This is a genomic window from Lentzea kristufekii, from assembly GCF_033949925.1.
Classification (GTDB): Bacteria; Actinomycetota; Actinomycetes; order Mycobacteriales; family Pseudonocardiaceae; genus Lentzea; species Lentzea kristufekii.
In genome coordinates, this window is sequence record NZ_JAXAVV010000003.1 from 96,050 (window position 1) to 119,828 (window position 23,779).

At 68.3% G+C, this 23,779-nt stretch carries 26 protein-coding genes and 1 pseudogene; 15 read left to right on the forward strand and 12 right to left on the reverse strand.

Annotated elements, in window-relative coordinates; all coding sequences use genetic code 11:
- Positions 1-29: 29 nt before the first annotated feature.
- The 3 genes and pseudogenes from SK571_RS07275 to SK571_RS07285 form a co-directional block, all read right to left on the reverse strand.
- On the reverse strand, positions 30-1,223 hold the full coding sequence (locus tag SK571_RS07275; RefSeq protein ID WP_319983587.1) for an LLM class flavin-dependent oxidoreductase: 1,194 nt from the start codon (positions 1,221-1,223) through the stop codon (positions 30-32).
- Positions 1,216-1,665 (reverse strand): annotated as a pseudogene (locus SK571_RS07280) (ATP-binding cassette domain-containing protein); the annotation flags it as partial. The gene SK571_RS07275 and the pseudogene SK571_RS07280, both read right to left, overlap by 8 nt.
- Positions 1,550-2,365 carry an ABC transporter permease gene (locus tag SK571_RS07285; protein WP_319983253.1) on the reverse strand — a complete coding sequence of 272 codons (816 nt, stop codon included), beginning with the start codon at positions 2,363-2,365 and terminating at the stop codon, positions 1,550-1,552. The pseudogene SK571_RS07280 and the gene SK571_RS07285, both read right to left, overlap by 116 nt.
- 147 nt (positions 2,366-2,512) lie before the next feature.
- On the opposite strand from SK571_RS07285, the gene SK571_RS07290 reads away from it, so the two are divergent.
- Complete coding sequence (locus SK571_RS07290; protein ID WP_319983254.1) at positions 2,513-3,361, forward strand: hypothetical protein; 849 nt, start codon at positions 2,513-2,515, stop codon at positions 3,359-3,361.
- On the opposite strand, the gene SK571_RS07295 is transcribed toward SK571_RS07290, so the two are convergent.
- Positions 3,354-4,643, reverse strand: coding sequence for an adenylosuccinate synthase (locus SK571_RS07295; RefSeq protein ID WP_030477761.1), 1,290 nt, complete (start codon positions 4,641-4,643; stop codon positions 3,354-3,356). The genes SK571_RS07290 and SK571_RS07295 overlap by 8 nt on opposite strands.
- Before the next feature lie 110 nt (positions 4,644-4,753).
- Between SK571_RS07295 and SK571_RS07300 the strand changes: the two genes are divergently transcribed.
- Both SK571_RS07300 and SK571_RS07305 read left to right on the forward strand, forming a co-directional pair.
- Positions 4,754-5,362, forward strand: a complete 609-nt coding sequence (locus tag SK571_RS07300; protein ID WP_319983255.1) for a hypothetical protein — start codon at positions 4,754-4,756, stop codon at positions 5,360-5,362.
- A 105-nt stretch (positions 5,363-5,467) separates the two neighbouring features.
- Complete coding sequence (locus tag SK571_RS07305) at positions 5,468-6,097, forward strand: HNH endonuclease family protein (protein WP_319983256.1); 630 nt, start codon at positions 5,468-5,470, stop codon at positions 6,095-6,097.
- Between the two features lie 159 nt (positions 6,098-6,256).
- Here SK571_RS07305 and SK571_RS07310 read toward each other — a convergent pair whose 3' ends face one another.
- On the reverse strand, positions 6,257-7,420 hold the full coding sequence (locus tag SK571_RS07310; RefSeq protein WP_319983257.1) for an FUSC family protein: 1,164 nt from the start codon (positions 7,418-7,420) through the stop codon (positions 6,257-6,259).
- 425 nt (positions 7,421-7,845) lie between these two features.
- Entirely contained in the window at positions 7,846-8,256 is a 411-nt protein-coding gene (locus SK571_RS07315) for a DUF3151 domain-containing protein (protein WP_319983258.1), read from the reverse strand.
- A 273-nt stretch (positions 8,257-8,529) separates the two neighbouring features.
- Between SK571_RS07315 and SK571_RS07320 the strand changes: the two genes are divergently transcribed.
- Entirely contained in the window at positions 8,530-9,654 is a 1,125-nt protein-coding gene (locus SK571_RS07320; RefSeq protein ID WP_319983259.1) for a hypothetical protein, read from the forward strand.
- On the opposite strand, the gene SK571_RS07325 is transcribed toward SK571_RS07320, so the two are convergent.
- Entirely contained in the window at positions 9,625-10,005 is a 381-nt protein-coding gene (locus tag SK571_RS07325) for a winged helix-turn-helix transcriptional regulator (RefSeq protein ID WP_258946458.1), read from the reverse strand. The two genes, SK571_RS07320 and SK571_RS07325, sit on opposite strands and share 30 nt — an antisense overlap.
- Positions 10,006-10,089: 84 nt before the next feature.
- On the opposite strand from SK571_RS07325, the gene SK571_RS07330 reads away from it, so the two are divergent.
- A complete protein-coding gene (locus tag SK571_RS07330) occupies positions 10,090-10,923 on the forward strand; it encodes an SDR family oxidoreductase (protein WP_319983260.1) in 834 nt (277 codons plus the stop codon).
- 50 nt (positions 10,924-10,973) lie between these two features.
- Here the strand turns inward: SK571_RS07330 and fbaA are convergent, their stop codons facing one another.
- A complete protein-coding gene (fbaA, locus tag SK571_RS07335) occupies positions 10,974-12,008 on the reverse strand; it encodes a class II fructose-bisphosphate aldolase (protein ID WP_319983261.1) in 1,035 nt (344 codons plus the stop codon).
- A gap of 157 nt (positions 12,009-12,165) precedes the next feature.
- On the opposite strand from fbaA, the gene SK571_RS07340 reads away from it, so the two are divergent.
- Positions 12,166-12,450 carry a DUF427 domain-containing protein gene (locus SK571_RS07340; RefSeq protein WP_319983262.1) on the forward strand — a complete coding sequence of 95 codons (285 nt, stop codon included), beginning with the start codon at positions 12,166-12,168 and terminating at the stop codon, positions 12,448-12,450.
- Here the strand turns inward: SK571_RS07340 and SK571_RS07345 are convergent.
- Positions 12,440-13,222 carry a TIGR03620 family F420-dependent LLM class oxidoreductase gene (locus SK571_RS07345; protein WP_319983263.1) on the reverse strand — a complete coding sequence of 261 codons (783 nt, stop codon included), beginning with the start codon at positions 13,220-13,222 and terminating at the stop codon, positions 12,440-12,442. The two genes, SK571_RS07340 and SK571_RS07345, sit on opposite strands and share 11 nt — an antisense overlap.
- A gap of 37 nt (positions 13,223-13,259) precedes the next feature.
- Here SK571_RS07345 and SK571_RS07350 point away from each other — a divergent pair, with 37 nt between their 5' ends.
- The gene (locus SK571_RS07350; RefSeq protein ID WP_319983264.1) at positions 13,260-14,186 is read left to right on the forward strand and encodes an aldo/keto reductase; all 927 of its coding nucleotides are present in this window, start codon (positions 13,260-13,262) and stop codon (positions 14,184-14,186) included.
- 45 nt (positions 14,187-14,231) lie between these two features.
- On the forward strand, positions 14,232-15,083 hold the full coding sequence (locus SK571_RS07355) for an SDR family oxidoreductase (protein WP_319983265.1): 852 nt from the start codon (positions 14,232-14,234) through the stop codon (positions 15,081-15,083).
- 130 nt (positions 15,084-15,213) lie between these two features.
- Here SK571_RS07355 and SK571_RS07360 read toward each other — a convergent pair whose 3' ends face one another.
- Positions 15,214-15,492, reverse strand: a complete 279-nt coding sequence (locus tag SK571_RS07360) for a YciI family protein (protein WP_319983266.1) — start codon at positions 15,490-15,492, stop codon at positions 15,214-15,216.
- Positions 15,493-15,532: 40 nt separating this feature from the next.
- Here SK571_RS07360 and SK571_RS07365 point away from each other — a divergent pair, with 40 nt between their 5' ends.
- The 5 genes from SK571_RS07365 (at position 15,533) to SK571_RS07385 (ending at position 19,236) form a co-directional block, all read left to right on the forward strand.
- Positions 15,533-16,096 carry a SigE family RNA polymerase sigma factor gene (locus tag SK571_RS07365; RefSeq protein ID WP_319983267.1) on the forward strand — a complete coding sequence of 188 codons (564 nt, stop codon included), beginning with the start codon at positions 15,533-15,535 and terminating at the stop codon, positions 16,094-16,096.
- Positions 16,097-16,237: 141 nt separating this feature from the next.
- Positions 16,238-17,146: an ROK family protein gene (locus SK571_RS07370; RefSeq protein ID WP_319983268.1), complete on the forward strand. Its 909-nt coding sequence runs from the start codon at positions 16,238-16,240 to the stop codon at positions 17,144-17,146.
- Positions 17,146-18,297: an N-acetylglucosamine-6-phosphate deacetylase gene (gene nagA / locus SK571_RS07375; protein WP_319983269.1), complete on the forward strand. Its 1,152-nt coding sequence runs from the start codon at positions 17,146-17,148 to the stop codon at positions 18,295-18,297. Before SK571_RS07370 ends, nagA begins: the two co-directional genes overlap by 1 nt.
- 4 nt (positions 18,298-18,301) lie before the next feature.
- A complete protein-coding gene (locus SK571_RS07380) occupies positions 18,302-18,496 on the forward strand; it encodes a hypothetical protein (protein WP_319983270.1) in 195 nt (64 codons plus the stop codon).
- 17 nt (positions 18,497-18,513) lie between these two features.
- Positions 18,514-19,236 carry a DedA family protein gene (locus SK571_RS07385; protein ID WP_319983271.1) on the forward strand — a complete coding sequence of 241 codons (723 nt, stop codon included), beginning with the start codon at positions 18,514-18,516 and terminating at the stop codon, positions 19,234-19,236.
- Between the two features lie 35 nt (positions 19,237-19,271).
- Here the strand turns inward: SK571_RS07385 and SK571_RS07390 are convergent, their stop codons facing one another.
- Entirely contained in the window at positions 19,272-19,856 is a 585-nt protein-coding gene (locus tag SK571_RS07390; RefSeq protein WP_319983272.1) for a TetR/AcrR family transcriptional regulator, read from the reverse strand.
- Positions 19,857-19,962: 106 nt separating this feature from the next.
- On the opposite strand from SK571_RS07390, the gene SK571_RS07395 reads away from it, so the two are divergent.
- Both SK571_RS07395 and SK571_RS07400 read left to right on the forward strand, forming a co-directional pair.
- Positions 19,963-20,811: an alpha/beta hydrolase gene (locus SK571_RS07395; protein WP_319983273.1), complete on the forward strand. Its 849-nt coding sequence runs from the start codon at positions 19,963-19,965 to the stop codon at positions 20,809-20,811.
- Between the two features lie 65 nt (positions 20,812-20,876).
- Positions 20,877-22,307: an amidohydrolase family protein gene (locus tag SK571_RS07400; RefSeq protein WP_319983274.1), complete on the forward strand. Its 1,431-nt coding sequence runs from the start codon at positions 20,877-20,879 to the stop codon at positions 22,305-22,307.
- On the opposite strand, the gene SK571_RS07405 is transcribed toward SK571_RS07400, so the two are convergent.
- Positions 22,308-23,678 carry an FAD-binding oxidoreductase gene (locus SK571_RS07405; protein WP_319983275.1) on the reverse strand — a complete coding sequence of 457 codons (1,371 nt, stop codon included), beginning with the start codon at positions 23,676-23,678 and terminating at the stop codon, positions 22,308-22,310. It lies immediately after the preceding gene.
- Positions 23,679-23,779: the final 101 nt, after the last annotated feature.

The window sequence follows — 23,779 nt, forward strand, 5'->3', positions numbered from 1 at the left end:
GGGTGCATCGTGGTGCCGGCCCCACGTCCTCATCCTGGTTGGCTGTGGGCGTGGGGTCGGTGCCGCGAGGCGCCCTGCTGAGCGTCGAAGGCGCGGTGAAAGTTGCCGGTCGTGGCACTGGCCAACGCGAGCGTGCGGTCCCCGTCGAGCAACCCGCGTTGCTTCAGCAGGGGCCGCACGCCCTCGCCGAACCAGTAGGCCTCCTCCAGGTGCGGGTAGCCGGACAGCACGAACTCGTCGATGCCGATGGAGTGGTACTCCTCGATGAGATCCGCCACCTCGGAGTGCGAGCCCACCAACGCCGTTCCCGCGCCACCACGCACGAGCCCGACGCCGGCCCACAGGTTCGGGTAGATCTCCAACCCGCGCACACCGCGACTCAGGTCGCCGCCGTGCAGTGCCAGCATCCGTTGCTGGCCAACCGATTCCGATGCGCCCAACTGTGCCTGCGCCTTCGCGACCGCGGCCGGGTCCAGCGCGTCGAGGAGCTTCGCGGCCGACGCCCACGCCTCGGCCGACGTGTCCCGGCTGACCGCCGGGTTCTTCCCCTTGTCGTCCAAGGCCTTCCTGCCGGCGACCTGGAAGCCGTAGCCGTTCGACCTCCCCTCGCCGGTGACCAGCACGCGCGCCTTGGCTTCCTGCTGCGCCTGCGCGGTGTAGGGGTCCCAGACCGCCCACGCGTCGATCTTGCCCTGGGTGAACGCGCCGTACGCATCGGCGGGCTGCAGGAAGTTCAGCGTGACGTCCTTGGTCGTGAGACCGGCCGAACGCAACGTCAGCAAAATCTGGCCGTGCGCCGAACTTCCCTTGGCCACAGCGATGTTCTTGCCCCTCAACTCGGCGACCGTGCGCAGCGGCGAGTTCTCCGGCACGAGGATCGCGTCCGCCTCGACCTGGCCCTTGGAGACGCCGATCGCGGCGATCTTGGCGTTCGCGGCCGCGGCGAAGATCGGCGGTGTGTTGCCGACCGCGCCGACGTCGATCGCACCCGCGGAGGCCGCTTCGAGCAGGGGCGGGCCGGAGGTGAAAGTCGACCACTCGATCTTGTACGGGAAGTCGTTCAGCAGCCCGGCGGCGGTCAGCACCGACTTGGCGCCGCCCTTCTGGTCGCCGAACTTGAGGACGACGTCGGCGGCGGGCGTGTCCGCGGACTGCGTGGCCGTCGAGCACCCGGTGGCGAAGAGGATCGCGGCCAGCAGGCCGAGCAGGCTTCTGTCACGCAGCTTCTTCAACGTCCACTCCAAGGTCAGCGAGTACGCGGGTGCGTTGCTCCACAACGGATGCCCGGCGGCGCGGGCGGGGCAGGGCGACGTGGTGGGTCGCGACGATCCGGCCCTCGTCGAGCACGAGGATCCGGTCGGCCAGCAGCAACGCCTCGTCGACGTCGTGCGTCACGAGCAGCACGGCGGGCTTGTGCCTGGTCCACAGGTCTTCCACCAGGTGGTGCATGGCGAGCCTGGTCAACGCGTCCAGCGCGCCGAACGGTTCGTCGAGCAGCAGCACGTCCGGCTCGCGCACCAACGCCCGCGCGAGCGAGACCCGTTGCGCCTCACCGCCGGACAACGTCAGCGGCCACGCGTCGGCGTGGTCGGTCAGCCGCACTTCTTCCAGCGCCTTCAGGGCGACCGCGCGGCCGTCCCGCTTGTGCAGGCCCAGAGAGATGTTGCGCCAGACCTTGCGCCACGGCAGCAGACGCGGCTGCTGGAACGCGATCGACACCGTGCCGGGGACTGATCAGCGACAGCCAGGCCGTGCCGAACGCGATCCGCAGTCCCACCAGGGTTTGCGGCACGGCGGACGGCAGCACGACGTGCACGACCCGTTCGAACCGGCTGTAGCCGAGCACGCGAGCGGCCTCGACCAGGCCGGGATCGGTCTGCCGGATGCCCGCGTGCAGGTTGAGGTAGAGAGGGAACGCCACCCCGGCCGCGACCAGCGCGAGTTTGGGTTCCTCGCCGATGCCGAACCAGAGGATGAACAACGGGATCAGGCCGAGGTGCGGCAGCGTCCGCAACATCTGCACGGGCGGGTCCAGCAATGTCTCGCCCCAGCGGGAAAGACCGGACGCGAGCCCGAGAACAACTCCGGCAAAGCCGCCGATGAGAAATCCAAATAGAACGCGCGTGATGGACACCGCGAACGCCTCGCCCAATTGGCCGTCCGCGATCATCTCACCGGCGGACTGCGCGACGGTGAGCGGAGAAGCGAGTTCGTCGGGTGACAGCACACCCGTTGAGCTGGCCAGTTGCCACAGCAGGACCAGCGCGACAGGGCTGATCCACCGCAGCGGCGGCTTGAACTTCCGCGCCTGCACGGGCGTCGCGGTTTTCGGCCGCGCGGCCACTCCTGCTATGGACAAGGTCATGGGCAGGAAGTACAGGCGAGCCCGCGGAATGAGTCAACGACGCCCAGATCGTGAAAACGCGTCGTACATCGAGATGTTCCCCGCACGGACATATTTCCTGCCAACGGCTTAGTGACAGCCGGGCTCGTGGCGATCACGATTCAAGCCATGGATCCGGAAGGCGACAGACCGGGGGTGCCTCTCGGCACCACGCTCAGGTTCGCGTCACTGACCCTGTTGGCGGTCGCGGCCACGTTGCTGATCTTCGACCGGTACGCGCACGCGTGGACGACGGCTACTCCGTTCGACGACGCCCGATGCCAGGTGCGGTCAGGCTTCTACCTCGCCCAAGACGCCGGTGAGTCCACACAGGACAGTTACCGGGAGTGCATGGCGGCGTTCCTCGGCGACCGGCTGTGGTGGCTCGCCGCTGGTCCGGCACTGCTCCTGGTGGTGGCGCTGCTGTTCTACGCGGTTCAGCCGGCTTGGACGCGCTACCGGCGCAACCCGGCTCCTGTTCCGGAGGAACCGGCCGAGCGGCTCGCGCTCGACTCCGCCACACGGGCGGTGTTCCGCGCCTTCGTCGTCGCGGTGCTGGTGCCGTTCGCGATCGTCGTCCTGGGAACCGCCGCAGGGCGGCCTCAGGGCGACCAGGACGTGGCAGTGGGGACGTGGATGTACGGCGGCGGCCGGGACCGGGTGACGGCCGTCGTACGGGCCAGCGAGCAGGTGTTCACGGGCGTGCGTGCCGCGGACCCGGCGGCGATCGCGGCCGGGTGCGAGGCGCTCGGACCGGTGTTGCGCGAACCGTTCCCGGCACCCCCGGACCCGAAGATCGCCACGAGCTGGGCGGAGGCGTTGCGGGCGCTGGAGAACGGCACGCGGTCGTGCCTCGTCGTGTTCCGGGACGAAGGCCCTGACGACGGTTCGATGACGAAGGAGTTCCTGAAGGGCCTCGACCAGCTGGAGGTCACGCGGACCGCGCTGGCCGAGGCCCAGGAGCGAGCTGTCAGCTGAGCACGTCGTGGCGCACGATCGTCTGGTCGCGGCCGGGGCCGACGCCGATCGCCGAGACGCGGGCACCGATGATGCTCTCCAGGTACTCGACGTAGGACTTGGCGTTCGCCGGCAGCTCGTCGAACGAGCGGCAGTGCGAGATGTCCTCGAACCAGCCCGGCAGCTCCTCGTAGACCGGCACGGCGTGGTGCACGTCGGTCTGCGTCATCGGCATCTCGTCGACCCGGCGACCGTCCACTTCGTACGCGACGCAGACCGGCACCTTCTCGAGGCCGGACAGCACGTCGAGCTTGGTGAGGAAGTAGTCGGTGATGCCGTTGACGCGCGAGGCGTAGCGGGCGATCACGGCGTCGAACCAGCCGGTGCGGCGCGAGCGCCCGGTGGTGACACCGAACTCGCCGCCCTGCTTGCGCAGGTACTCGCCCTGGTCGTCGTTGAGCTCGGTCGGGAACGGACCGGAGCCGACGCGGGTCGTGTACGCCTTCAGGATGCCGATCACGGTGCTGATGCGGGTCGGGCCGACACCGGAACCGACGGTCGCGCCACCCGAGGTCGGGTTCGACGACGTGACGAACGGGTAGGTGCCGTGGTCGACGTCGAGCAGGGTGCCCTGCGAGCCCTCCAGCACGACGATCTCGTCGCGGTCGAGCGCCTGGTTGAGCAGCAGGCGGGTGTCGGCGATGCGGTGCACGAAGTGCTGACCGTGCTCCAGCACCTGGTCGACGACCTGCTCGGGGTCGAGCGCCTTGCGGTTGTAGACCTTGACCAGCACCTGGTTCTTGAAGTCCAGGGCGGCCTCGACCTTCTGCCGGAGGATCTTCTCGTCCAGCAGGTCCTGCACGCGGACGCCGACGCGGGCCAGCTTGTCCTGGTAGGCCGGGCCGATGCCGCGGCCGGTCGTGCCGATCTTGGCCTTGCCCAGGTAGCGCTCGGTCACCTTGTCGATGGCCACGTGGTACGGCATGATCAAGTGCGCGTCCGACGAGATCAGCAGACCGCTGGTGTCGACGCCCTTCTCCTCCAGGCCCGCGAGCTCCGTGAGCAGCACGCCGGGGTCGACCACGACACCGTTGCCGATCACGTTCTTCACGCCGGGCGTGAGGATGCCGGACGGGATGAGGTGCAGGGCGAACTTCTGACCGTCCGGGAGGACGACGGTGTGACCCGCGTTGTTGCCGCCCTGGTAACGAACGATCCACTGGACACGCTCACCGAGGATGTCGGTGGCCTTGCCCTTGCCCTCATCGCCCCACTGGGCACCGATCAGCACGACGGCCGGCATGTGAAACTCCAAGCACTTGGACTGGTTCGAGCGAATGCCGGTAAGTGAGGGTAGACCAGGAGATGACCGTGCGCGGAATCGTGTTGGCCTGCGGAAACACGCAGTTGCCAATGATCGCTCAACGTGACGACGTCCACGTCGTCCCGGCGAGGCCCGGCAAGGACCACGTAGATCCACATCTGGACGCCGACCGGCTGGTCGTGGCGGGCACCGACGCCGACCTCGCGGCAGTGGCGCTGCGGTTGCTGCGCAAGGAAAAGCTGGGTTCGGTGGCACTGGGTTACGTACCCCTCGCCGATTCGTCCGTTGCCGCGCTTTGGGGGCTTTCGACCGACCCCGCGCGGGCCCTCGACATCGCCCTGAACGGTGACGTAGATCCCGTCCCGCTCGTCCGCGACGACGTCGGCGGAGTGCTGATGGGTCTCGGCGTGTTGGCACCCGTCCGGGGCGTCGGCTACAGCGACGCGGACAACGTGCTGCGCGGCCAGGCCTCGCGGATCGAGTGCACGCCGGACCCGGACGGCGGCCTGGGCCTGCAGATCCGGATCGTCAACAAGCGCCTCATCGGCTCCAAGGTCCGGATCAGCCGCCCGCGCGCGTTCCAGCTCGGCTGCCTCCCCACGACCGTGGTCCTGGACGGCCACAAGCACCCCCGACCGGTCGACAAGTGGACCTGGTACCGCCACACCGAGGACTTGAGGCTCGTACGAGGCCTCTAGCCGTGCGCCTGTCATTCACTTGAGTGTCACACGAAGGCATTGCCTAATTTCATAATGTGACTGAGGGTAGGTCCCGATCACTTTCCAACAAGGAAGGTCGGGCCGATGTCAAAAGTTAACCGAACCATTGGTGTTTTAGTTGCCACCGCAGCTCTCACCTTTGGTTTTGTTTCCCCTGCACTCGCGACACCGCCGAACATCCCCACCGCCACCACCGCCAAGTCCGAATTGGCCGGCCTCACGGTGCGCGCGGACAGCTCGATGACGGGCTATTCACGCGACAAGTTCCCTCACTGGGTAACCCAGTCCGGCACCTGCAACACTCGTGAGGCCGTTCTGAAGCGGGACGGCACCAACGTGGTGACCGACTCCAGTTGCGCCGCCACGTCGGGCAGGTGGTTCTCGCCCTACGACGGCGCGACGTGGTCCGCGGCCTCCGACGTGGACATCGACCACATCGTGCCTCTGGCGGCGGCCTGGAGGTCAGGAGCGGCATCGTGGACGACCGCACAACGCCAGGCGTTCGCCAACGACATGTCGGGCCCGCAGCTGATAGCGGTGACGGACAACGTGAACCAGGCCAAGGGCGACCAGACCCCGGCGACGTGGAAGCCGCCGCTGACGACGTACTGGTGCACCTACGCGAAGATGTGGGTACACACCAAGTACCGCTGGAAACTCAGCGTGAACTCGGCGGAGAAGACGGAACTGACGGGCATGCTCGGAAGGTGCTGATGACGCCACTCTCCTCGCTTTTCGCAGCGGGTCCCGGCGGCGTGATGACCGACGAGGTCGGCGTCGTGACAGGCGACCTGGAACTGCGCACGGAACTTTCCGAGGACGGAAAACTACGCGCGCAGGTCCGTTACGAAGGCGCGGAGGAGTGGTACGCGATCACGGGCGCTTCGTGCGTCCTGGCCGATCCTCGCGATCACGAGCAGGTGCACTCTCTTCTGCACGGGCTTTTGCATCGGCCGGAGGGCTGAGGGGCGGCAACGCCTCCATGGCCTCACTCCGGCTCAGCCCGGTCGCCTGCAGCAGGTCCACCGCGACACTGCGGATCTGCGCCAGCACGACCTTGGACGAGAACCCGTCCCCGCCGAGACGCCGCGCGGTGAGCACCCGCGCGGCGTCCCGCACGGCCTCCCGGGTCAGCTTCGGCTCCTTGTTCTTCTCCAACTCGCCCTTCAGACAGTCCACAGCGTCCGCGTAGTCCTTGAGCACGTCCGGTACTCCGTCCGGAATCCGCTCATCGGCCTTCAACGCCGCCATGCTCCGCCGAGCCAGCACCCGAGTGTTCCGAATCGCGTAGTCCACCGGCCCGGCAGCAGTCTGATACCTCTTGAGCTCGTCCTTGGACCGCCACCGAATAGGCGCGATCCGCGTGATCTCACGCCCGGTCTGCAACGCCGCCTTGTAGTCGTCGATGGTCGTCTGGCTGGTCCGCAACTCGGCCAGCACCCCGGCAGCCTTGACCGAATCCTTCTCGTCAAGCGCACCAGCAAGGTCCCGCAACGCCCCGCTAAGGGTGTTCGTCAGCACCTTCAACTGCCGCTGCGCCACCGTCACAGGATTGGCCGGAATGAGCGCAGCCACCGCCAACCCGACAAGACCACCGGTCAACGCGTCGATCATCCGATCGAACCCACCACCAGCACTCGGCGGCAGCAACGTGGCCACGAGCACAGCAGACGACCCGGCCTGCAGGGCGATGACAGACCCACCGTCCAGCAACACGGCAGCAGACATCGCCAACGCCACAACCAGCGCGATCTGCCAGGGCCCACTACCGATCCAGCTGATCAGCGCGTCCCCAACCCCAACGCCGACGGACACACCGACAACGAGCTCACCAACCCGCCGCAGCCGTTGTCCCAACGAGACGCCGAGGCAGACGACGGCGGCGATCGGCGCGAAGAACGGATGCGCGTGCCCGATGACCAGCGTCGCGAACATCCAGGCAAGGCCAGCGGACAGAGCACACTGGACGATCGGCAACGCGGCCCCGCGCCACCGCCCGAACCCACGCCCGACCGCGTCCCTGACCGCGCCCACCACTCACCCCGACCCGCTAGCAGTACACCGATGCCGCCCAGTCTCACACCACAACCGCAAGCGATGCCGAAGGCGAGGCGTCCACCCAAGCGAAGCCGAAGGCGAGCCGTCCTTCCAAAAGGCAAGGGCGGTGGGGTCCCGTCACGAGTCGCGCCATAGCCCTTGCTGCATGTGAGTAGGGGTGTCAACTCGACACGCTTCGTCGAGTTGACACCCCTACTCACATGCAGCCCGCTCTTGGTGCGGCTCGTGACGGGACCCCACCGCCAACGCACCCTCTGAGCAACCGGCGGCCGCCCAAAGCAACAGGCGTGCCATCTACCTACGGGCGGCGCCAACCCCCCGATCAGATTGCCGGGGGTCTGGGGGCAGAGCCCCCAGGGAACGCACGCAACCGCAACCAGGCCGCCCGCAGGCCAGGGAACGGATCAGACCAGCCCAAGCGCCCCAGGAGCCTCAGGATCCGAATCAGCGAGGAACTTGGAACACCGGTCCCACTCCTCGTCCTCCCCGATCTCCCGAGCAGCCAACGCCAACGCAGCAAGAGCCCTCAAAAACCCCTGGTTGGGCCGGTGCGACCAAGGCACAGGCCCGAACCCCTTCCACCCAGACCGCCGCAGCTGGTCCAACCCACGGTGGTACCCAGTCCGGGCGTACGCATAAGCAGCAACAGGATCCCCAGAGTGCAACGCACGCTCAGCCAACAAAGCCCAAGCCTCAGAAAAATCCGGATAAGCCCGAACGATCTTGGCAGGATCAGTACCGCCATCAGCGGCAGCCTGCGCCTCAGGACGTTCGGGAAGACGAGTCGGCTCGGGCCCGAGGAGGTTCTCAACCATGCGGCCCATCGTGCCAGCTAGATGAACATCCTCATCACGGTGGCCACGACGGCCAGCATCAGCACGGTGACGAGCACTCCGGCGATGATCCGCTGCTTCGTGGTCGCCTTGTAACTGTCGGTCGCGTCAGAGCTCATGGCCGTGCACCTTGCCGAGCCCGCCCACCGAAGTTCAACTTCGTTCACCCCATCGTGCACACGAATTGGAAACATCAGGGTAAAACCAGGGGCGTTCCGCCTACCTGGACACCACCGGTCAGCTCATGATGTGCGGATGGTTCAGGGGGTTAGGCAGTTCCGCGACCAGTACTGGGAGCGGGGCGAGCCCGGCAGGGAGACACCGGCGGCACTCACGAAGCAGCTCTACCAGCTGTGGCTCGTCGGTCTCCTGCTCAAGTTGATCGGGTCGTCGTGGGACGTCTCGTGGCACTTCAAGTGGCTGCGTGACGACCTCGCGCCGCCGCACCTGATCAACACGGTCGGCACCGTCATCGTGGTCGGGCTGACGTTGTTCCACACGTTCACCGGGTACGGCGGCGACAAGCCGACCATCCGGTTGATGCAGGTCGGGTGCGGGATCTTCCTCGTGGCCCTGCCGATCGACATCATCAACCACCGGATCAACGGGCTCGACATCACGAGCTGGAGCGGGTCGCACGCGCTGCTCTACCTGGGCACGGCGGTGATGCTCGCCGGCGCGATCCGCGGGTGGATGAAGTACTTCCCCGAGGGCAACGCACGGACGTTCGGGCTCGTGGCGCTGTGGTTCTTCTTCCTGGAGAACGTCTGGTTCCCCAACCAGCACCAGGAGTACGGCGTGCGCGCGTTGCAGGCCTACGACGACGGCAAGGCCGAGGCCGAGCCGATCCTCCTGCAGTTCGCCGCCGACCAGCTCGGCGTGCCGGTCGGGCGGGAGGCGGTCGTGCACTTCGCGCTGCCCATCGCGGACTGGGTCTACCCGGTGTGGGGGCTGGTCGCCGCGGCGCTCGTGCTGGTCATCGCCCGCCGGACGATCGGACGGCGGTGGGCCGCCACGGCGGTCGCGGCCGGGTACGTCGCGTACCGGTGCCTGATCTGGCCGTTGCTCGCGGGCATCGACTTCCCGAAGTCCGCGGTGCCGCTGTTCCTGATCCTCGTCGCGGTCGCCGTCGACGCTGCGCACGCGGTGAAGATGCCCACTCCCGCTGCCGCCGTGCTCGGGTCGGCGGCCGTCACGACGGTCGGGTACGTCGGCATCTGGTTCCAGCAGGAGTACCTGTGGGGGCCGCCCATCTCGTTCTCGTCGGCGGCGGTCACGGCCGTGCTGCTGGCGGTGTTGTGGACGGTCGGGGACATGGTGGTCCACCGGCCGAGGACGCAGCTGTTCGCGTCAGGGCCGAAGCTCGGCCAGCTCCGCTGACAGCCGGCTGGTGATCCGGCCGAAGAGGTCGGCCAGCGGCTCACCGACGTCCCGTCCGAACTCGGTCAACCCGTAGGTGACCTGGGGCGGGGTCGTCGGCTCCACCCTGCGCCAGATCAGGCCGTCCTCGACGAGCCCGCGCAGGGTCTGGGACAGCATCTTCTCGCTGATGCCGCGGATGCTCTCGCGCAGCTCGAAGAACCTGAGGTCGTTGGTCTGCAGGGAGATCAGCACCCAGATGCCCCACCGGCTGGTGACGTGGCCGACCATCTCGCGCGCGGGGCAGTCGGTGTGAAACACCTCATACCGCTCCGTCGCGCCGGACCGCGTGAACTGAGTTCCGACCACCATGTCCGGAGCTTACCTTCAGGTACGTCCTTACGAAAAGTAAGCCCGGTTCCTAGCGTCGTGCCCACATCGACGAAGGAGCTGGACATGATCGTGGTGACCGGGGCTACCGGGAACATCGGCCGGCCGTTGACACGGGCGCTGGCGGAGGCGGGCGAACAGGTGACGGCCGTGTCGCGGCACGTCGCCGAGGTGCCGGACGGGGTGCGGCACCAGGTCGCGGACCTCGCCCGTCCCGAAACCCTCCCGCTGGCCGGTGCGAAGGCGTTGTTCCTGCTGCTGTCCGGCGACCTGCACGCCGCCGGGGCCGACCCGGCGGACGTCGTCAGGCAGGCGGTCGCGGCAGGGGTGCGGCGCGTCGTGCTGCTGTCCACGCTCGGGGTGAAGACCAGGCCGTTCGGCGCCACGCGCATCGGGATGAGCGCGCTGGAGGACGTCGTGCGGGAGTCCGGGACGGACTGGTCGATCCTGCGGCCGGGCGGTTTCGCGTCCAACGCCCTGTGGTGGGCCGAGTCCGTCCGCACGAACCGGGTGGTCGCCGCACCGTTCGGCGACACCGGGGTGCCGATCCTGGACCCCGCCGACATCGCGGAGGTCGCGGCCGCCTGCCTCACGGACGACCGGCACAACGGCGCCATCTACGAACTGACCGGCCCGGAGGTGATCACGCCTCGCGAGCAGGCCGCGGCCATCGCGGCGGCACTGGGCGGACCGGTGCGGTTCCACGAGCTCACCCGCGCCGAGGCCAAGGCCGGCATGGAACAGCTGATGCCCGGCGAGCTCGCCGACGACACCCTGGACATCCTCAGCTCGCCGACGCCGGACGAGCTGCGCGTGAGCCCGGACGTCCAGGCGGTTCTGGGCCGCGCCCCGCGGTCGTTCGCCGGCTGGGCCGTGAGCAACGTGGAGGCGTTCCGCTGAAAGCAGAAGGGCCCCGGCCAGCGAAGCCGGGGCCCTCCTCACAACCGGTGTCAGCCCGCGATCATGCGGCCCGACGACTTGAGGTGCTCGCACGCCGAGGCGATGCGGGCGGCCATGGCCTGCTCAGCGGCCTTGAGGTAGCTGCGCGGGTCGTAGGCCTTCTTGTTGCCGACCTCGCCGTCGATCTTCAGCACGCCGTCGTAGTTCGCGAACATGTGCGCCGCGATCGGACGGGTGAACGCGTACTGCGTGTCCGTGTCGATGTTCATCTTGATGACGCCGTACGACACGGCCTCGTGGATCTCCTCGAGCAGCGAGCCGGAGCCGCCGTGGAAGACCAGGTCGAACGGCTTCGAGCCGGCCGCGAGGCCGAGCTTCTCCGCCACGACGTCCTGACCCTGCTTGAGGATCTCCGGGCGCAGCTTCACGTTGCCCGGCTTGTAGACGCCGTGCACGTTGCCGAACGTCGCGGCGAGCAGGTAGCGACCCTTCTCACCGGCGCCGAGCGCCTCGACGGTCTTCAGGTAGTCCTCGGGCGTCGTGTAGAGCTTGTCGTTGATCTCGTTGTCGACGCCGTCCTCCTCGCCACCGACGACGCCGACCTCGATCTCGAGGACGAGCTTCGCCTTGGCGGAGAGGTCGAGCAGCTCGCTCGCGATCTGGAGGTTCTCGTCCAGCGCGACGGCCGAGCCGTCCCACATGTGCGACTGGAAGAGCGGGTTGCCGCCCTTGTCCACCCGCTCCTGGCTGATCGCGATCAGCGGACGCACGTACCCGTCGAGCTTGTCCTTCGGGCAGTGGTCGGTGTGCAGCGCGATGTTGACCGGGTACTTCGCGGCGACGACGTGCGCGAACTCCGCAAGCGCCACGGCGCCGGTCACCATGTCCTTGACCTTGGTGCCCGAGGCGAACTCGGCACCGCCGGTCGAGACCTGGATGATGCCGTCGCTCTCAGCCTCGGCGAAGCCGCGCAGAGCCGCGTTGAGCGTCTCCGACGACGTGACGTTGATGGCGGGGTAGGCGAACTCGTTCGCCTTGGCCCGGTCCAGCATCTCCGCGTAGACCTCGGGAGTTGCGATGGGCATCGGTGGTCCTCCTCAGGCGCCCTGAACGGGTGTCGACTCGCATCCTACGAGGCTGTGTCACGGGGCCGGCGCGGTGGCCGCCATCACAGAGTGATCGATCAAGTAGCAGTTGACCAGCCGATCTGCGCTACCGGCCGGTAGGGGGATAGTGGATGACATGGCAACCGCTCAGTGGAACGGCAAGATCATCGCTTCGAGCGACGACACGGTCGTCGTCGAGGGCAACCACTACTTCCCCCTGGAGTCCGTGGATCCGGACGTCCTGAAGCCGACCGACCACACCTCGCACTGCCCGTGGAAGGGCGACGCGAACTACTACTCGTTGCAGGTCGACGGCGCCGAGAACACCAACGCGGCCTGGTACTACGCCGAGCCGAAGGAAGCGGCGAAGCAGATCAAGGGCCACGTGGCGTTCTGGAAGGGCGTCGAGATCAGCGCCTGAGCCCGAGGGCCGACGCCAGTTCCGCGTAGTGGCCGTTCAGCGACTGGACGGCCACGTGGTCGGCACCCGCGTCGACGTGCGCCTGCAGCTTCGCGGCCACCTGATCCGGGCTGCCGTGCGCGACCAGCGCGTCCAGGAGGCGGTCCGACCCCTGGACGTCCTCCTCGCTGAACCCGTACCGCCGCCAGTTCTTCACGTAGTTGGTGAGCGTGAAGTAGATCGCCAGCTTCTCGCGCGCGATGGCCCGCGCGGCGTCCGGGTCCTCGTCGACGACGACGGTCACCTCGGGCGCGAGGAGCTTGTCGCCGAGCGCCTTGCGCGCCTCGGCGGTGTGCTCGACCGGCACCAGGTACGGGTGCGCGCCCGCGGTCCGGTCGGCGGCGAGCTTCAGCACCTTCGGGCCGAGGGCGGCGAGCACCAGCCGGTCGGCCGGCACGTCGAGCCGGTCGAGGTAGGACACGAGCTTGTCGTAGGGCTTCTCGTAGGCCTGGTCGAGCTGCCGGTGGCCCGCGCCGACGCCGAGCAGGAACCTGTCGCTCGCGAGCCGGTGGAACTCGGCGGAGATCGCCTCCGGCTCGGTCTGCCAGACGTTGGTGATGCCGGTGGCGATCGTCATCGACGTCGTGGCGTCCAGCGCCTGCTCCACCAGGGCGATGTCCGGCGAGGCGCCGATCCAGAAGGTGCCGTAGCCGAGCGCTTCGAGCTCCGCGACCTCGCCGATCTTCCCGGCCCACTCGTAGTGCGAACCCCAGACCCCGAACGTTCCCAGCATCCGAACCCCAATCGTCGTGGCGACTACCTTTCGCAGTATGCCGATCTTGAGCACCACCGAGCTGACCGTGTCCCGCCTCTGCCTGGGCGGCAACGTGTTCGGCTGGACCGCAGACGAGGACCAGTCGTTCGCAGTGCTCGACGCCTACGTCGAGGCGGGCGGGAACTTCCTCGACACCGCCGATGCCTACTCGGCCTGGGCCGACGGCAACTCCGGCGGCGAGTCGGAGACGATCATCGGCAGGTGGCTGGCCGGGCGCAGCGACCGCGACCAGGTCGTGGTGGCCACGAAGGTCGGCATGCTCACCGGTTTCAACAACCAGAAGCGCGACACCGTGCTGACCGCCGCGGAACGCTCGCTGAAGCGGCTCGGCGTCGACCACATCGACCTCTACTACAACCACCTCGACGACCCGAACACGCCGCTGGAGGAGACGCTGGCCGCCTACGACCAGCTCGTCCGCGACGGCAAGGTCCGGTACCTCGCCGCGTCCAACTTCTCCGCCGAACGGCTGGCGAAGGCGCTGGAGATCCAGGAACGCGAGGGCTTCGCGAAGTTCGTGGCGCTGCAGCCCGAGTACAACCTGGTCAGCCGCGACAAGTTCGAGGGCGACCTGCAGGACACCGCTGCGAAGCACGACCTGGCGACCGTGCCCTACTGGTCGCTCGCGAAGGGCTTCCTGACCGGCAAGTACCGGCCGGGCGTCGAGGTCGAGAGCGCACGGGCGGGTGCGGCCTCGAAGTACCTCGACGAGCACGGTCTGCAGGTGCTCGAAGTGCTCGACGAGCTGGCCGAGACGCACGAGACCACGGTCGCGTCGGTCGCCCTCGCGTGGCTCGCCCAGCAGCCGACGGTGGCCGCGCCGATCGCGTCCGCGCGCACGTCGGAGCAGCTCAGCGACCTGCTTCCGCTGCTGACCCTGGAGCTCACCCAGGCCGAGGTGGACCGCCTGAGCGCAATTTAACTTGCCAGTAGCTTACCGGGAGTAGGTTGCGTTACCGTGACGAGCATGGACGTCACGGGCAAGGTGGTACTGATCACCGGCGCGGCCAGGGGCATCGGCGCCGAGGTGGCGAGGCAACTGGCCGGGCGCGGGGCTCGTCTCGCGCTCGTCGGGCTGGAGAAAGCCCAGCTCGAAGAGGTCGCGCGGGAGACCGGCGGCAAGGCGTGGGAAGCCGATGTCACGGACTGGGACGTGCTCGACCGGGTCATGAACGAGGTCGCGGCCCACTTCGGCGGCATCGACGTCGTGGTGGCGAACGCGGGCATCGCGGCCACCGGGTTCGTGCGCTCGATGGACCCGAAGGCGTTCGAACGCGTCATCGAGGTCAACCTGCTCGGCGTGTGGCGCACGGTCCGCACGGCGCTGCCACACCTGATCAAGAGCCGCGGCTACTGCCTGGTCGTCTCGTCGCTCGCGGCGATCGTCCACATCCCCGGCAACGCGGCCTACTCGGCGGCGAAGGCGGGCTGCGAAGCGTTTGCGGACAGCCTCCGGGCCGAGGTCAGGCACCTGGGCGTGGACGTCGGCACGGCGTACTTCTCGTGGATCTCCACGGACATGGTCAACAGCGCCGACGAGCACCCGGTCTTCGGCAAGCTGCGCCAGGGCATGCCGGGCGTCGCCGGCAAGAAGTACCCCGTCCGCAACGTCGGCAGGGCCGTGGTCAAGGGCATCGAGAAGCGGGCTAAGGCGGTCCACGTCCCCGGCTGGGTCGGCGTTCTGAAGTACTTCCGCGCGTTCACGCCGGTGGTCGTGGACCGCCAGGCGGTCGAGGAGGTGGCCGACGCCGACCGGCAGATGGCCGCGAGCGACACGTCAGGCCTGGTCGGGCCGGGCGGGCAGGCCGCAAGTCGTTGATCGCGAGTTCGTGTCGGTCGTCCGGTCAACCGCTCACGCCGAAATCGGCGAAGCCCATTTCGGCGTGAGCGATTCGGCCGGACGACCGACTTCAGGACGAACTCGCCGCCGCGCCGGAGGCGCGGCCATGTCACGCGACCCAGGAGCCGAGCAGCGCGTTCCACTCGCGGATGCGCCACTCCGCGACGTTCGCGGGCGTGTAGGGGTCGGCGGCGATGATCTCCTTCACGGAGGCTTCGTCCGCCGCCTCGTAGATGATCAACGCGCCGGTGTCGTCCGCGTACGGACCTGAGGCGAGGACCACGCCCTTCTCGGCGAGAGAGGTGATGTACTCGCGGTGTTCGGGGCGCACCGCGAGGCGCTTCTCGCGATCCGGGCCGAACACCAATTCCACTGCAAAGCGGGCCATGCCTCCACCGTAGTGAAGCTGACCGGTACCGTCCTACCTTGTGGTTGGCGAAGAAACTCCGCGCACCGTGCAGGACACCCTGACCAACCTGCGAATCAAGGACGGCGTCGCAGGACCTCCCGCAGGGCCCCTCACGCTCGAAGACCTGTACAAGCAGCACCGCATGCGCCTGGTCAGGCTCGCGCTGCTGCTCGTCGACGAGCCTTCGACGGCCGAGGACGTGGTCCAGGAGGCCTTCACCGGCCTGCACCGCAACTGGAAGGGTCTGCGCGACTCCCAGGCGGCAGTCGGCTACCTCCGCACGGCCGTGGTCAACGGCTCCCGCAGCGTGCTGCGCCGGCGCAAGACGGCCCGCGACTACACGCCGCCGCACGTGGCGAACGCACGTTCGGCCGAATCGCTCGCGATGCTGACGGCGGAGCACCAGGCCGTGGTCAAGGCGTTGCAGCAGCTTCCGCCGCGCCAGCGCGAGGTGCTCGTGCTGCGCTACTACGGCGACCTGTCCGAGGCGGAGATCGCCGAGGCCACCGGCATCTCGAAGGGCACCGTGAAGTCGACGGCTTCCCGTGCTCTGGACGCCCTCCAGAAGATCATGGCGGGCTGAGCCCACCAGGCAACAAACTTCACCGTTTCCCCAGTTGAGGCCGTTTTGCCCGATGCGGGCGGTTTCAGCCAGTAAGACCACGCGCCCAAATCGGTACTTGGTATAGACCAATAGGCCTCCCATGCCGCAGGATCAGTTCCCGTGGCACGCAGACACGTGGTCGCCGTTGACATCGGTGGCACCGAAACCAAGGCGGCGCTCGTCACCGGCACTTCGGAGTCGGTCGCGGCGCAGAAGCACGCGCGCCGGGCGACTCCCGGTGAGCTGGCGCCCCTCCTCGACGTCATCGCCGAGCTCGTCGACGAGCTCCGCAACGCCTCCGAGCACGAGATCGACGCCGTGGGGATCGTGGCGCCGGGCATCGTGGACGAGGCCAACGGCGTCGGCGTCTACACGACGAACCTGCCGTGGAGCCAGTTCCCGTTCAGCGCGGTCATGACCGAACGGCTGGGCGTGCCCGTCGCGTTCGGCCACGACGTGCGCGCGGCAGGCCTCGCCGAATGCCGCATGGGTGCCGCCAAGGACCTGCGCAACGCGGTGATCATGCCGATCGGCACCGGGATCGCCGGCGCGCTGCTGCTGGACGGCAGGATCTACAGCGGCGAGGGCTACGCCGGTGAGATCGGACATGTGAACGTGGGCCACGGCGTGCCGTGCGCCTGTGGCCAGATCGGCTGCGTGGAGACAGTGGCGTCCTCCGCGGCGATCGCCCGCCGGTACACCGCGCGTACCGGCACCCCCGTCAAGGGAGCCGCTGAGGTCGCACTCAGGGTGAGGGACGGGGAGCAGGACGCCGTCGCCGTGTGGCACGAGGCCGTGGACGCGCTCGCCAGGGGGATCCTGGTGCTGGCGACGCTGCTCGGTCCGGAGGCCGTCGTGCTCGGCGGTGGGCTCGCACTGGCGGGAGACCTGCTGGTGGATCCCTTGCGGGAAAGGCTGGACGGCCTGATCGCCTTCCAGCGCCGACCGGAGCTTCGGCTCGCGGCGCTCGGCGACGAGGCGGGCTTCCTCGGCGCGGCGCTGCTGGCCATCGACACGCTGGAGGCGTGATGAGCACGTGGGGTGGACCGGTCGACGTGATCCTGACCGGTGGTCGGGTCGTCACGCCTGGTGGAGTGCTCGAGAACGGGTGGGTGAGCGTTCGCGACGGCAGGATCGCCGCGGTCGGTGAGGGAGTGGCACCCGAAGGCCCGGTGACCGACGTCAGCGGCTGCACGATCGTGCCCGGATTCGTCGACATCCACTGCCACGGCGGTGGCGGTGACGCGTTCACCAGCAGCGATCCGGCGAAGGTTCGCAAGGCCGCGTCGGCGCACCGCCGGCACGGCACCACGACGTTGCTGGCCTCGCTGGTCTCGCGTCCGGTGCCGGAACTGGCCGACCAGGTGTCCGCTCTGGCCGAGCTGACCCAGGAGGGCGTGGTCGCGGGCATCCACCTGGAGGGCCCGTTCCTGTCCGCCGCACGCTGCGGCGCGCACGACCCGGCGATCCTGTGCCCGCCGGAGCAGACGTCGGTGACGAAGCTGCTCGACGCGGGCAAGGGCACCGTCCGCATGATCACCATCGCACCCGAGCTGGAGGGCGCGGTCCGGGCCGTGCACCAGCTCGTGGACAACGACGTCATCGCCGCCATCGGCCACACCGACGCGACCGAGGCGCAGGTCCGCCCGGCCGTCGACGCCGGCGCGTCGGTGGCGACGCACCTGTTCAACGGCATGCGCCCGTTGCACCACCGCGAGCCCGGCCCGATCGGCGCGCTGCTGGACGACGACCGCGTGACCGTCGAGCTCATCTGCGACCTGGTGCACCTGCACCCGACCGCGGTCCGTCTCGCCGCGCGGCACGCGGGCAGCAAGCGCACGATCCTGATCACCGACGCCATCGCGGCCGCCGGTGTCGGTGACGGCGTGTACGACGTCGGCGGCCTCGAAGTGCGCGTCGTCGACGGGGTGCCGACGCTGGCCGGTGGCGCCGCGCTGGCCGGCAGCACGCTCACCATGGACGTGGCGTTCCGCAACGCCGTCAACTCCTGCGGGCTGACGCTCATGGAGGCCGTGCACGCGACGTCCACCCGTGGCGCCGAACTGCTCGGCCTCGACACCGGCAAGCTTCAGCCGGGTTGTGCGGCGGACATCGTCGTCCTGGATGCAGAATTGAAGCCGAGGGACGTGATGGTCAGGGGCGAGTGGGTCAAGGACTAGGTGCATGGCGGACGATCCGGAACGACTGGTGACCGACGCGTTGCGAGCGCAGGCGACCAGCACGAATGCCGGATTTGTCGCGCATGCCCCAATTGCCGATGAACCCCCCTCGCCGATGCCGGTCTGGTGGATCCTGGGTCTCGCGTTGTTGTTGGGCCTGGCAGCGGGCGCGGTGGCCGCAGTGATCACCCTGAGCTGACCTGTACCGTTGTCGCCGTGACGATTGCATTGGGCCCTGACTGGCTGGACCCCACCGTTCTGCTGAACGGGCTCGGCCCGTACATGCTCATCGGGTTGTGCCTCATCATCTTCGCGGAGTGCGGGCTCCTCGTCGGTTTCTTCCTGCCCGGCGACTCGCTGCTGTTCACGGCGGGTCTCTTCGTCGCGGCGGGCACGATCGACACCCCGCTCTGGCTCGTCTGCGTGCTGCTGACGGTGTGCGCGTTCGTCGGCAACGTCGTCGGCTACTACATCGGCCAGAAGGCCGGTCCCGCGCTGTTCAGCAAGCCCGAGTCGAAGATCTTCAAGAAGGAGTACGTCGACAAGACGCAGGAGTTCTTCGACAAGTACGGCGCGCGCGCCATCGTCCTCGCCCGGTTCGTGCCGATCGTCCGCACGTTCATCACGGCGATGGCCGGTGTCGGCAAGATGGACCCGAAGAAGTACTTCACGTACTCCGCGATCGGCGGCGTCGCATGGGCCGCGGGTCTGACGATCCTGGGCTACTTCCTCGGCCAGGTCTCCTTCATCAAGGAGAACCTCGAGATCACGCTGCTGGCCATCGTCTTCCTGTCGATCGTGCCGATCATCATCGAGGTGATCAAGGCGCGCAGGGAGAAGAAGTCGCTGCTGGAGGAAGAGGCGGACGACATCACGCAGGTCATGCAGGCAACGCTGCAGGACGACTCGACGCAGATCATCCCCCGCGTGGAGCGCTGACCCACCGGATCACCGAACACAGCGAGGCCCGCCTGTTACGACAGGCGGGCCTTTTGCTTCGGGCCCATGCCCAGGATCAGCGCGACCGCGTCCTCCGAGCACACTCCCGGTGTCAGCACCTCCTGCAGCAGCAGGCCGCGGATCGCGGCGACGGCGACGGTGGCCCTGGTCAGCGCCTCCCCGGTGGCGAGCCCTTCGCGCTCCGCCAGCGAGGCCAGCATCCTGGTGAGGTCGTCCAGCGACGAGATGAACTCGCGGAAGTCGTCCGGGCTGTACGCGGCCAGCCCCACGACGTGGAAGAACCCGCGGATGCGCGACAGCTGCTCCGGGCGGGTGTAGGCACGCCAGATCGCCAGGACGAGGTCGGCGAAGGTGCCCTGCCCGGCGTCCCGGAACAGCGCCTCGTTGTCGCGGGTCCGCTGTGCCGCGAGCATCGCCGCCAGGACTCCCGTGAGCGACCCGAAGTGGTATCGCAGGAGCGCGTGGCTGGTCCCGGTCCGGGCCGCGATCTCGCGGAGCGAGGTCTCCGGTGGCGGGAGGCCGTCGTCGAAGACGTCGAGGAGACGCGTCAGGAGGCGCTCGCGTGCATCGCCGTTGCGTGCCGTGCTTGACAGGACCACCCCCACAGTTTATCCATTGGACAAGGCATTTATCCAATGGAAAACGGTCCGGTGAGCGGCTCGACGCTGTACTCGTCCAAGCCGGACGTGTTGTGAAGGATCTCCGATGAGCACCATGTGGCACGGCTGCCTGGCCGACACCGACTACTTCGAGATGCGCTCCAGCGGTGGGCACGACTACGGCGTCTGGGTCACCACGCCGCCGCGCTACGACCCCGCCACAGCGCAGGCACCCGTCGTGTACGTGCTCGACGGCAACTGGGCGGTGGGCATGACGGCCCCGCTCATCGTCACCCAGCAGGACCCCATGCAGCGGATCAAGCCGTACATCCAGGTCAGCGTTGGTTACGCGGGTGAGGATGCGGAGCACTGGGCGAGGCTGCGCAACAGGGACCTCGTGCCACCCGGCGAGCCCGTCGCCCAGGAGTTCCTCGACGCCGTGGAGATGGGAGTCCGGACGGGTGCGATGACCCGCGATGAAGCCGACGCCTATCTCGACGAGCTGCGGGACACCAGGGGCGATGCGTTCCTGAACTTCCTCACCTCGGAACTGCACCCTCGGATCGAACGCGACTACGGCACGGCCACGAGCGGTCACGGCCTCTTCGGCTACTCCTACGGCGGACTCTTCAGCCTCTACGCCTGGCTCACCGGCACCACTCTCTTCGAGAGCATCGGAGCGGGCAGCCCGGGCGTCGCCAGCGAGGACAGCCGGATCTTCGCGCAGATCCAGGAGCTGGGCGACCAGCCGGCCAAGCTCCACCTGACCTTCAACGACCGGGAGATCCTCGGGAACGTGCCCATCTACCAGAACCTCACCAAGAACGCGGCCACCGTCCTGCACCGCCTCACCTCCCGCGGCGCGGCCGTCACCAGCGAGGTGCTGCGCGACACGCACGTGACCGGTCTGCAGGCCTCGTTCCTCAGCTACCTCAGGACCTGCCGTGCCGCGTGACCGCCGGAACACGCCGCTCGAAAGGATTTGAGTCTCACGCAACGTCAAGGTGTTGGTTGAACGGCATGACCGACACCACTCGACGTGAACTGCTGGGATGGCTGGCCGGGCTCGGTGCGGCAGCGGGCGCGGGCCTGCTACCGGGCCGGGCACAGGCTTCGGCCGGTGTCACCGCGGTGCGCGGCGTGACGCTCATCGACTCGTCCGGCGTCCGGCCCGGCTCGACCATCGTGCTGGCGGACAACAGGATTCTCGCCGTCGGCTCGTGCGACCTGCCGTTGCCGCGCGGTTCCACGGTGCTCGACCTCGACGGCAAGTTCGTCATCCCCGGACTGTGGGACATGCACGTGCACGGCGCGTTCCTGGACCGGGTCACGTTGCCGCTGTGCCTGGTCAACGGCGTGACGGGCATCCGTGAGATGTGGGGCTTCCCGCCCATTTACGAGCTGCGCGAACGGATCGAGCGCGGCGAGGTGTTCGGCCCCCGGCTGGTCGTCGGCAGCATGATCATCGACGGACCGCACTCCACGCTGCCCGGCGCGATGATCGTCAGCACTCCCGACGAGGGCCGGCAGGCCGTGCGGGACGCCAAGGGCGCGGACTTCGTGAAGGTGTACTCCTACCTGGATCGTCCGACGCTCGCGGCCATCGCCGACGAGTGCTCCCGGCAGGCCATCACGTTCGCCGGGCACTGCTCGAACCACGTGCCGCTGGGCGACGCGAGTGACCTGGGGCAGCGCACGTTCGAGCACATGTACGGCCTGCCGCTCGCCACCAGCACGCGGGAAACCCAGCTGCGCCAGGCGATCGCGGACCTGCCGCTCGACCCGGCGGACCCGTTCGCGTGGTTCAAGCGGGTGCTGGAGTTCGAACGGCAGGCGACGCTCTCGCACAGCCGGAGCAAGGCTCTTCAGCTGGCGAAGCGGTTGCAGCGCAACAACTCCGCGTTGTGCCCGACGATGGTCGCGATGCGGGTGTACTCGAGTCCCGCGGACAGGTTCGCGAACGACCCGCGGATGAAGTACATGCCGGCGTTCTACCGGGACCTGTGGCGCGACGGCCTGACGCGGTGGGTTCCGGTGACACCGCAGGAGATCCGGCAGCAGGCCGAGTTCTTCCGGCGCCGCCAGGAACAGGTCGCCGAGATGCACGCGCACGGCGTCGAGATCCTGCTCGGCACGGACGCGGGCAACCCGTACTCGTTCTCCGGCTTCTCGGTGCACGACGAACTGGAGCTGCTGGTCGACGCGGGCCTGTCGCCGAAGGCGGCGCTCAAGGCCGGTACGCGGGGCGCCGCGATCAAACCCGGTGAGGCCGCGAACCTCGTCGTGCTGGACGGCGACCCGCTGTCCGACATCCGCAACACGCAACGGATCCACACCGTGCTGACGCGGGGCCGGGTGCTCGGCCCGGACGTGCGGCGGCAGATGCTCGCCGACGTGGAGAAGGCAGCTCAGGAACCGTTCCCACCGGTTCAGCAGCAGACGTGCTGCTGACTAGAACATCGAGCCGGGGTTGAACAGGTTCTCCGGGTCCAGCGCGCGTTTGATCTCGCGGTGGACCCGGAGGCCGACCGGCCCGATCTCCTTCGCCAGCCACTCGCGCTTGATCTTGCCGATGCCGTGTTCACCGGTCACCGTGCCGCCCAGCGCGAGCCCGACCGCGAGGATGTCGTCGAACGCCTTCTGCGCGCGGGCGAACTGGTCCGCGTCGGTGGGGTCGTAGACGATCGTCGGGTGCATGTTGCCGTCGCCGGCGTGGCCGACGACGGCGATCTTGAGGCCGACCTCCGCGGAGATGTCCTCGCAGCCCTGGATGAGCTCGGCGATGCGGGTGCGCGGCACGCACACGTCGTCCGTCAGCCACGAGCCGTAGATCTCCAGCGCGGTCAGCACGGCCCGGCGCGCGGTCAGCAGGTCACGGCCCTCGTTGACGTCGTGGGTCGCGTAGACGAGATCGGCCTCCAGGCAGATCTCCTCGATCTTCTGCAGCTCGTGCCTGGCCTGCTCGCCTCCGGCGTCGGACTGGCAGATCAGCAACGCCGCGCAGCCCGGCCCGGCACCCAGTTCGGTCTTCAGGTACTGCTCGACGGCCTCGATCGAGGTGCGGTCCATGATCTCCATCAGGGACGGCACCAGGCCCTCGCGGACGATCCGGCTGACCGCGGCACCCGCCGTGGCGGTGCTGCTGAACGCGGCGACCAGCGTGGCCGGGGCCTGCGGCAGGGGCTTGAGCGCCAGCGTGGCCTTGGTGATCACGCCGAGCGTGCCCTCGGAGCCGATGAAGAGCTTGGTGAGGTCGTAGCCCGCCACGCCCTTGACCGTGCGGCGGCCCGTGCGCAAAACCTCGCCGTCGGCGAGCACGACCTCCAGGCCGAGCACGGAGTCGGTGGTCACGCCGTACTTCACGCAGCACAGGCCGCCTGCGTTGGTGGAGAGGTTGCCGCCGATCGTGCACCAGTCGTAGCTGCTCGGGTCCGGCGGGTAGAACAGGCCGTGCTTCTCCACGGCACCGCGCAGGTCGAGGTTGACCACGCCCGGCTCGACGACGGCGAGGCGGTTGTCGGTGTCGATCTCGACGATCGCGTCCATCTTGGTCGTGACCAGGACGACGCAGCCCTCGATGGCGTTCGCCGCGCCGGAGAGACCGCTGCCCGCGCCACGGGGGACGATCGGGACCTGGTGGCTCGCGCAGGCCCTCACCACCGCCTGGACCTGCTCGGTGTTCAGCGGGAACACCACCGCCAGCGGACTGCCGTGCGGCGCCAGCGGCATCATGTCGCGCTGGTAGCTCGCGGTGACGTCGGCATCGGTCAGGACGCCGGAATCACCCACGGCGGTGCGGAGTTCAGCGAGCAAGCTCTCCATATCTCCCACGCTAGTCCGATTCGACTGGTTCACTCGACGGTGATCTCGACCGAAGGGAGTTCACGTGCTGACTCGGCGTGCTCAATCCAGATTTGGCCCAC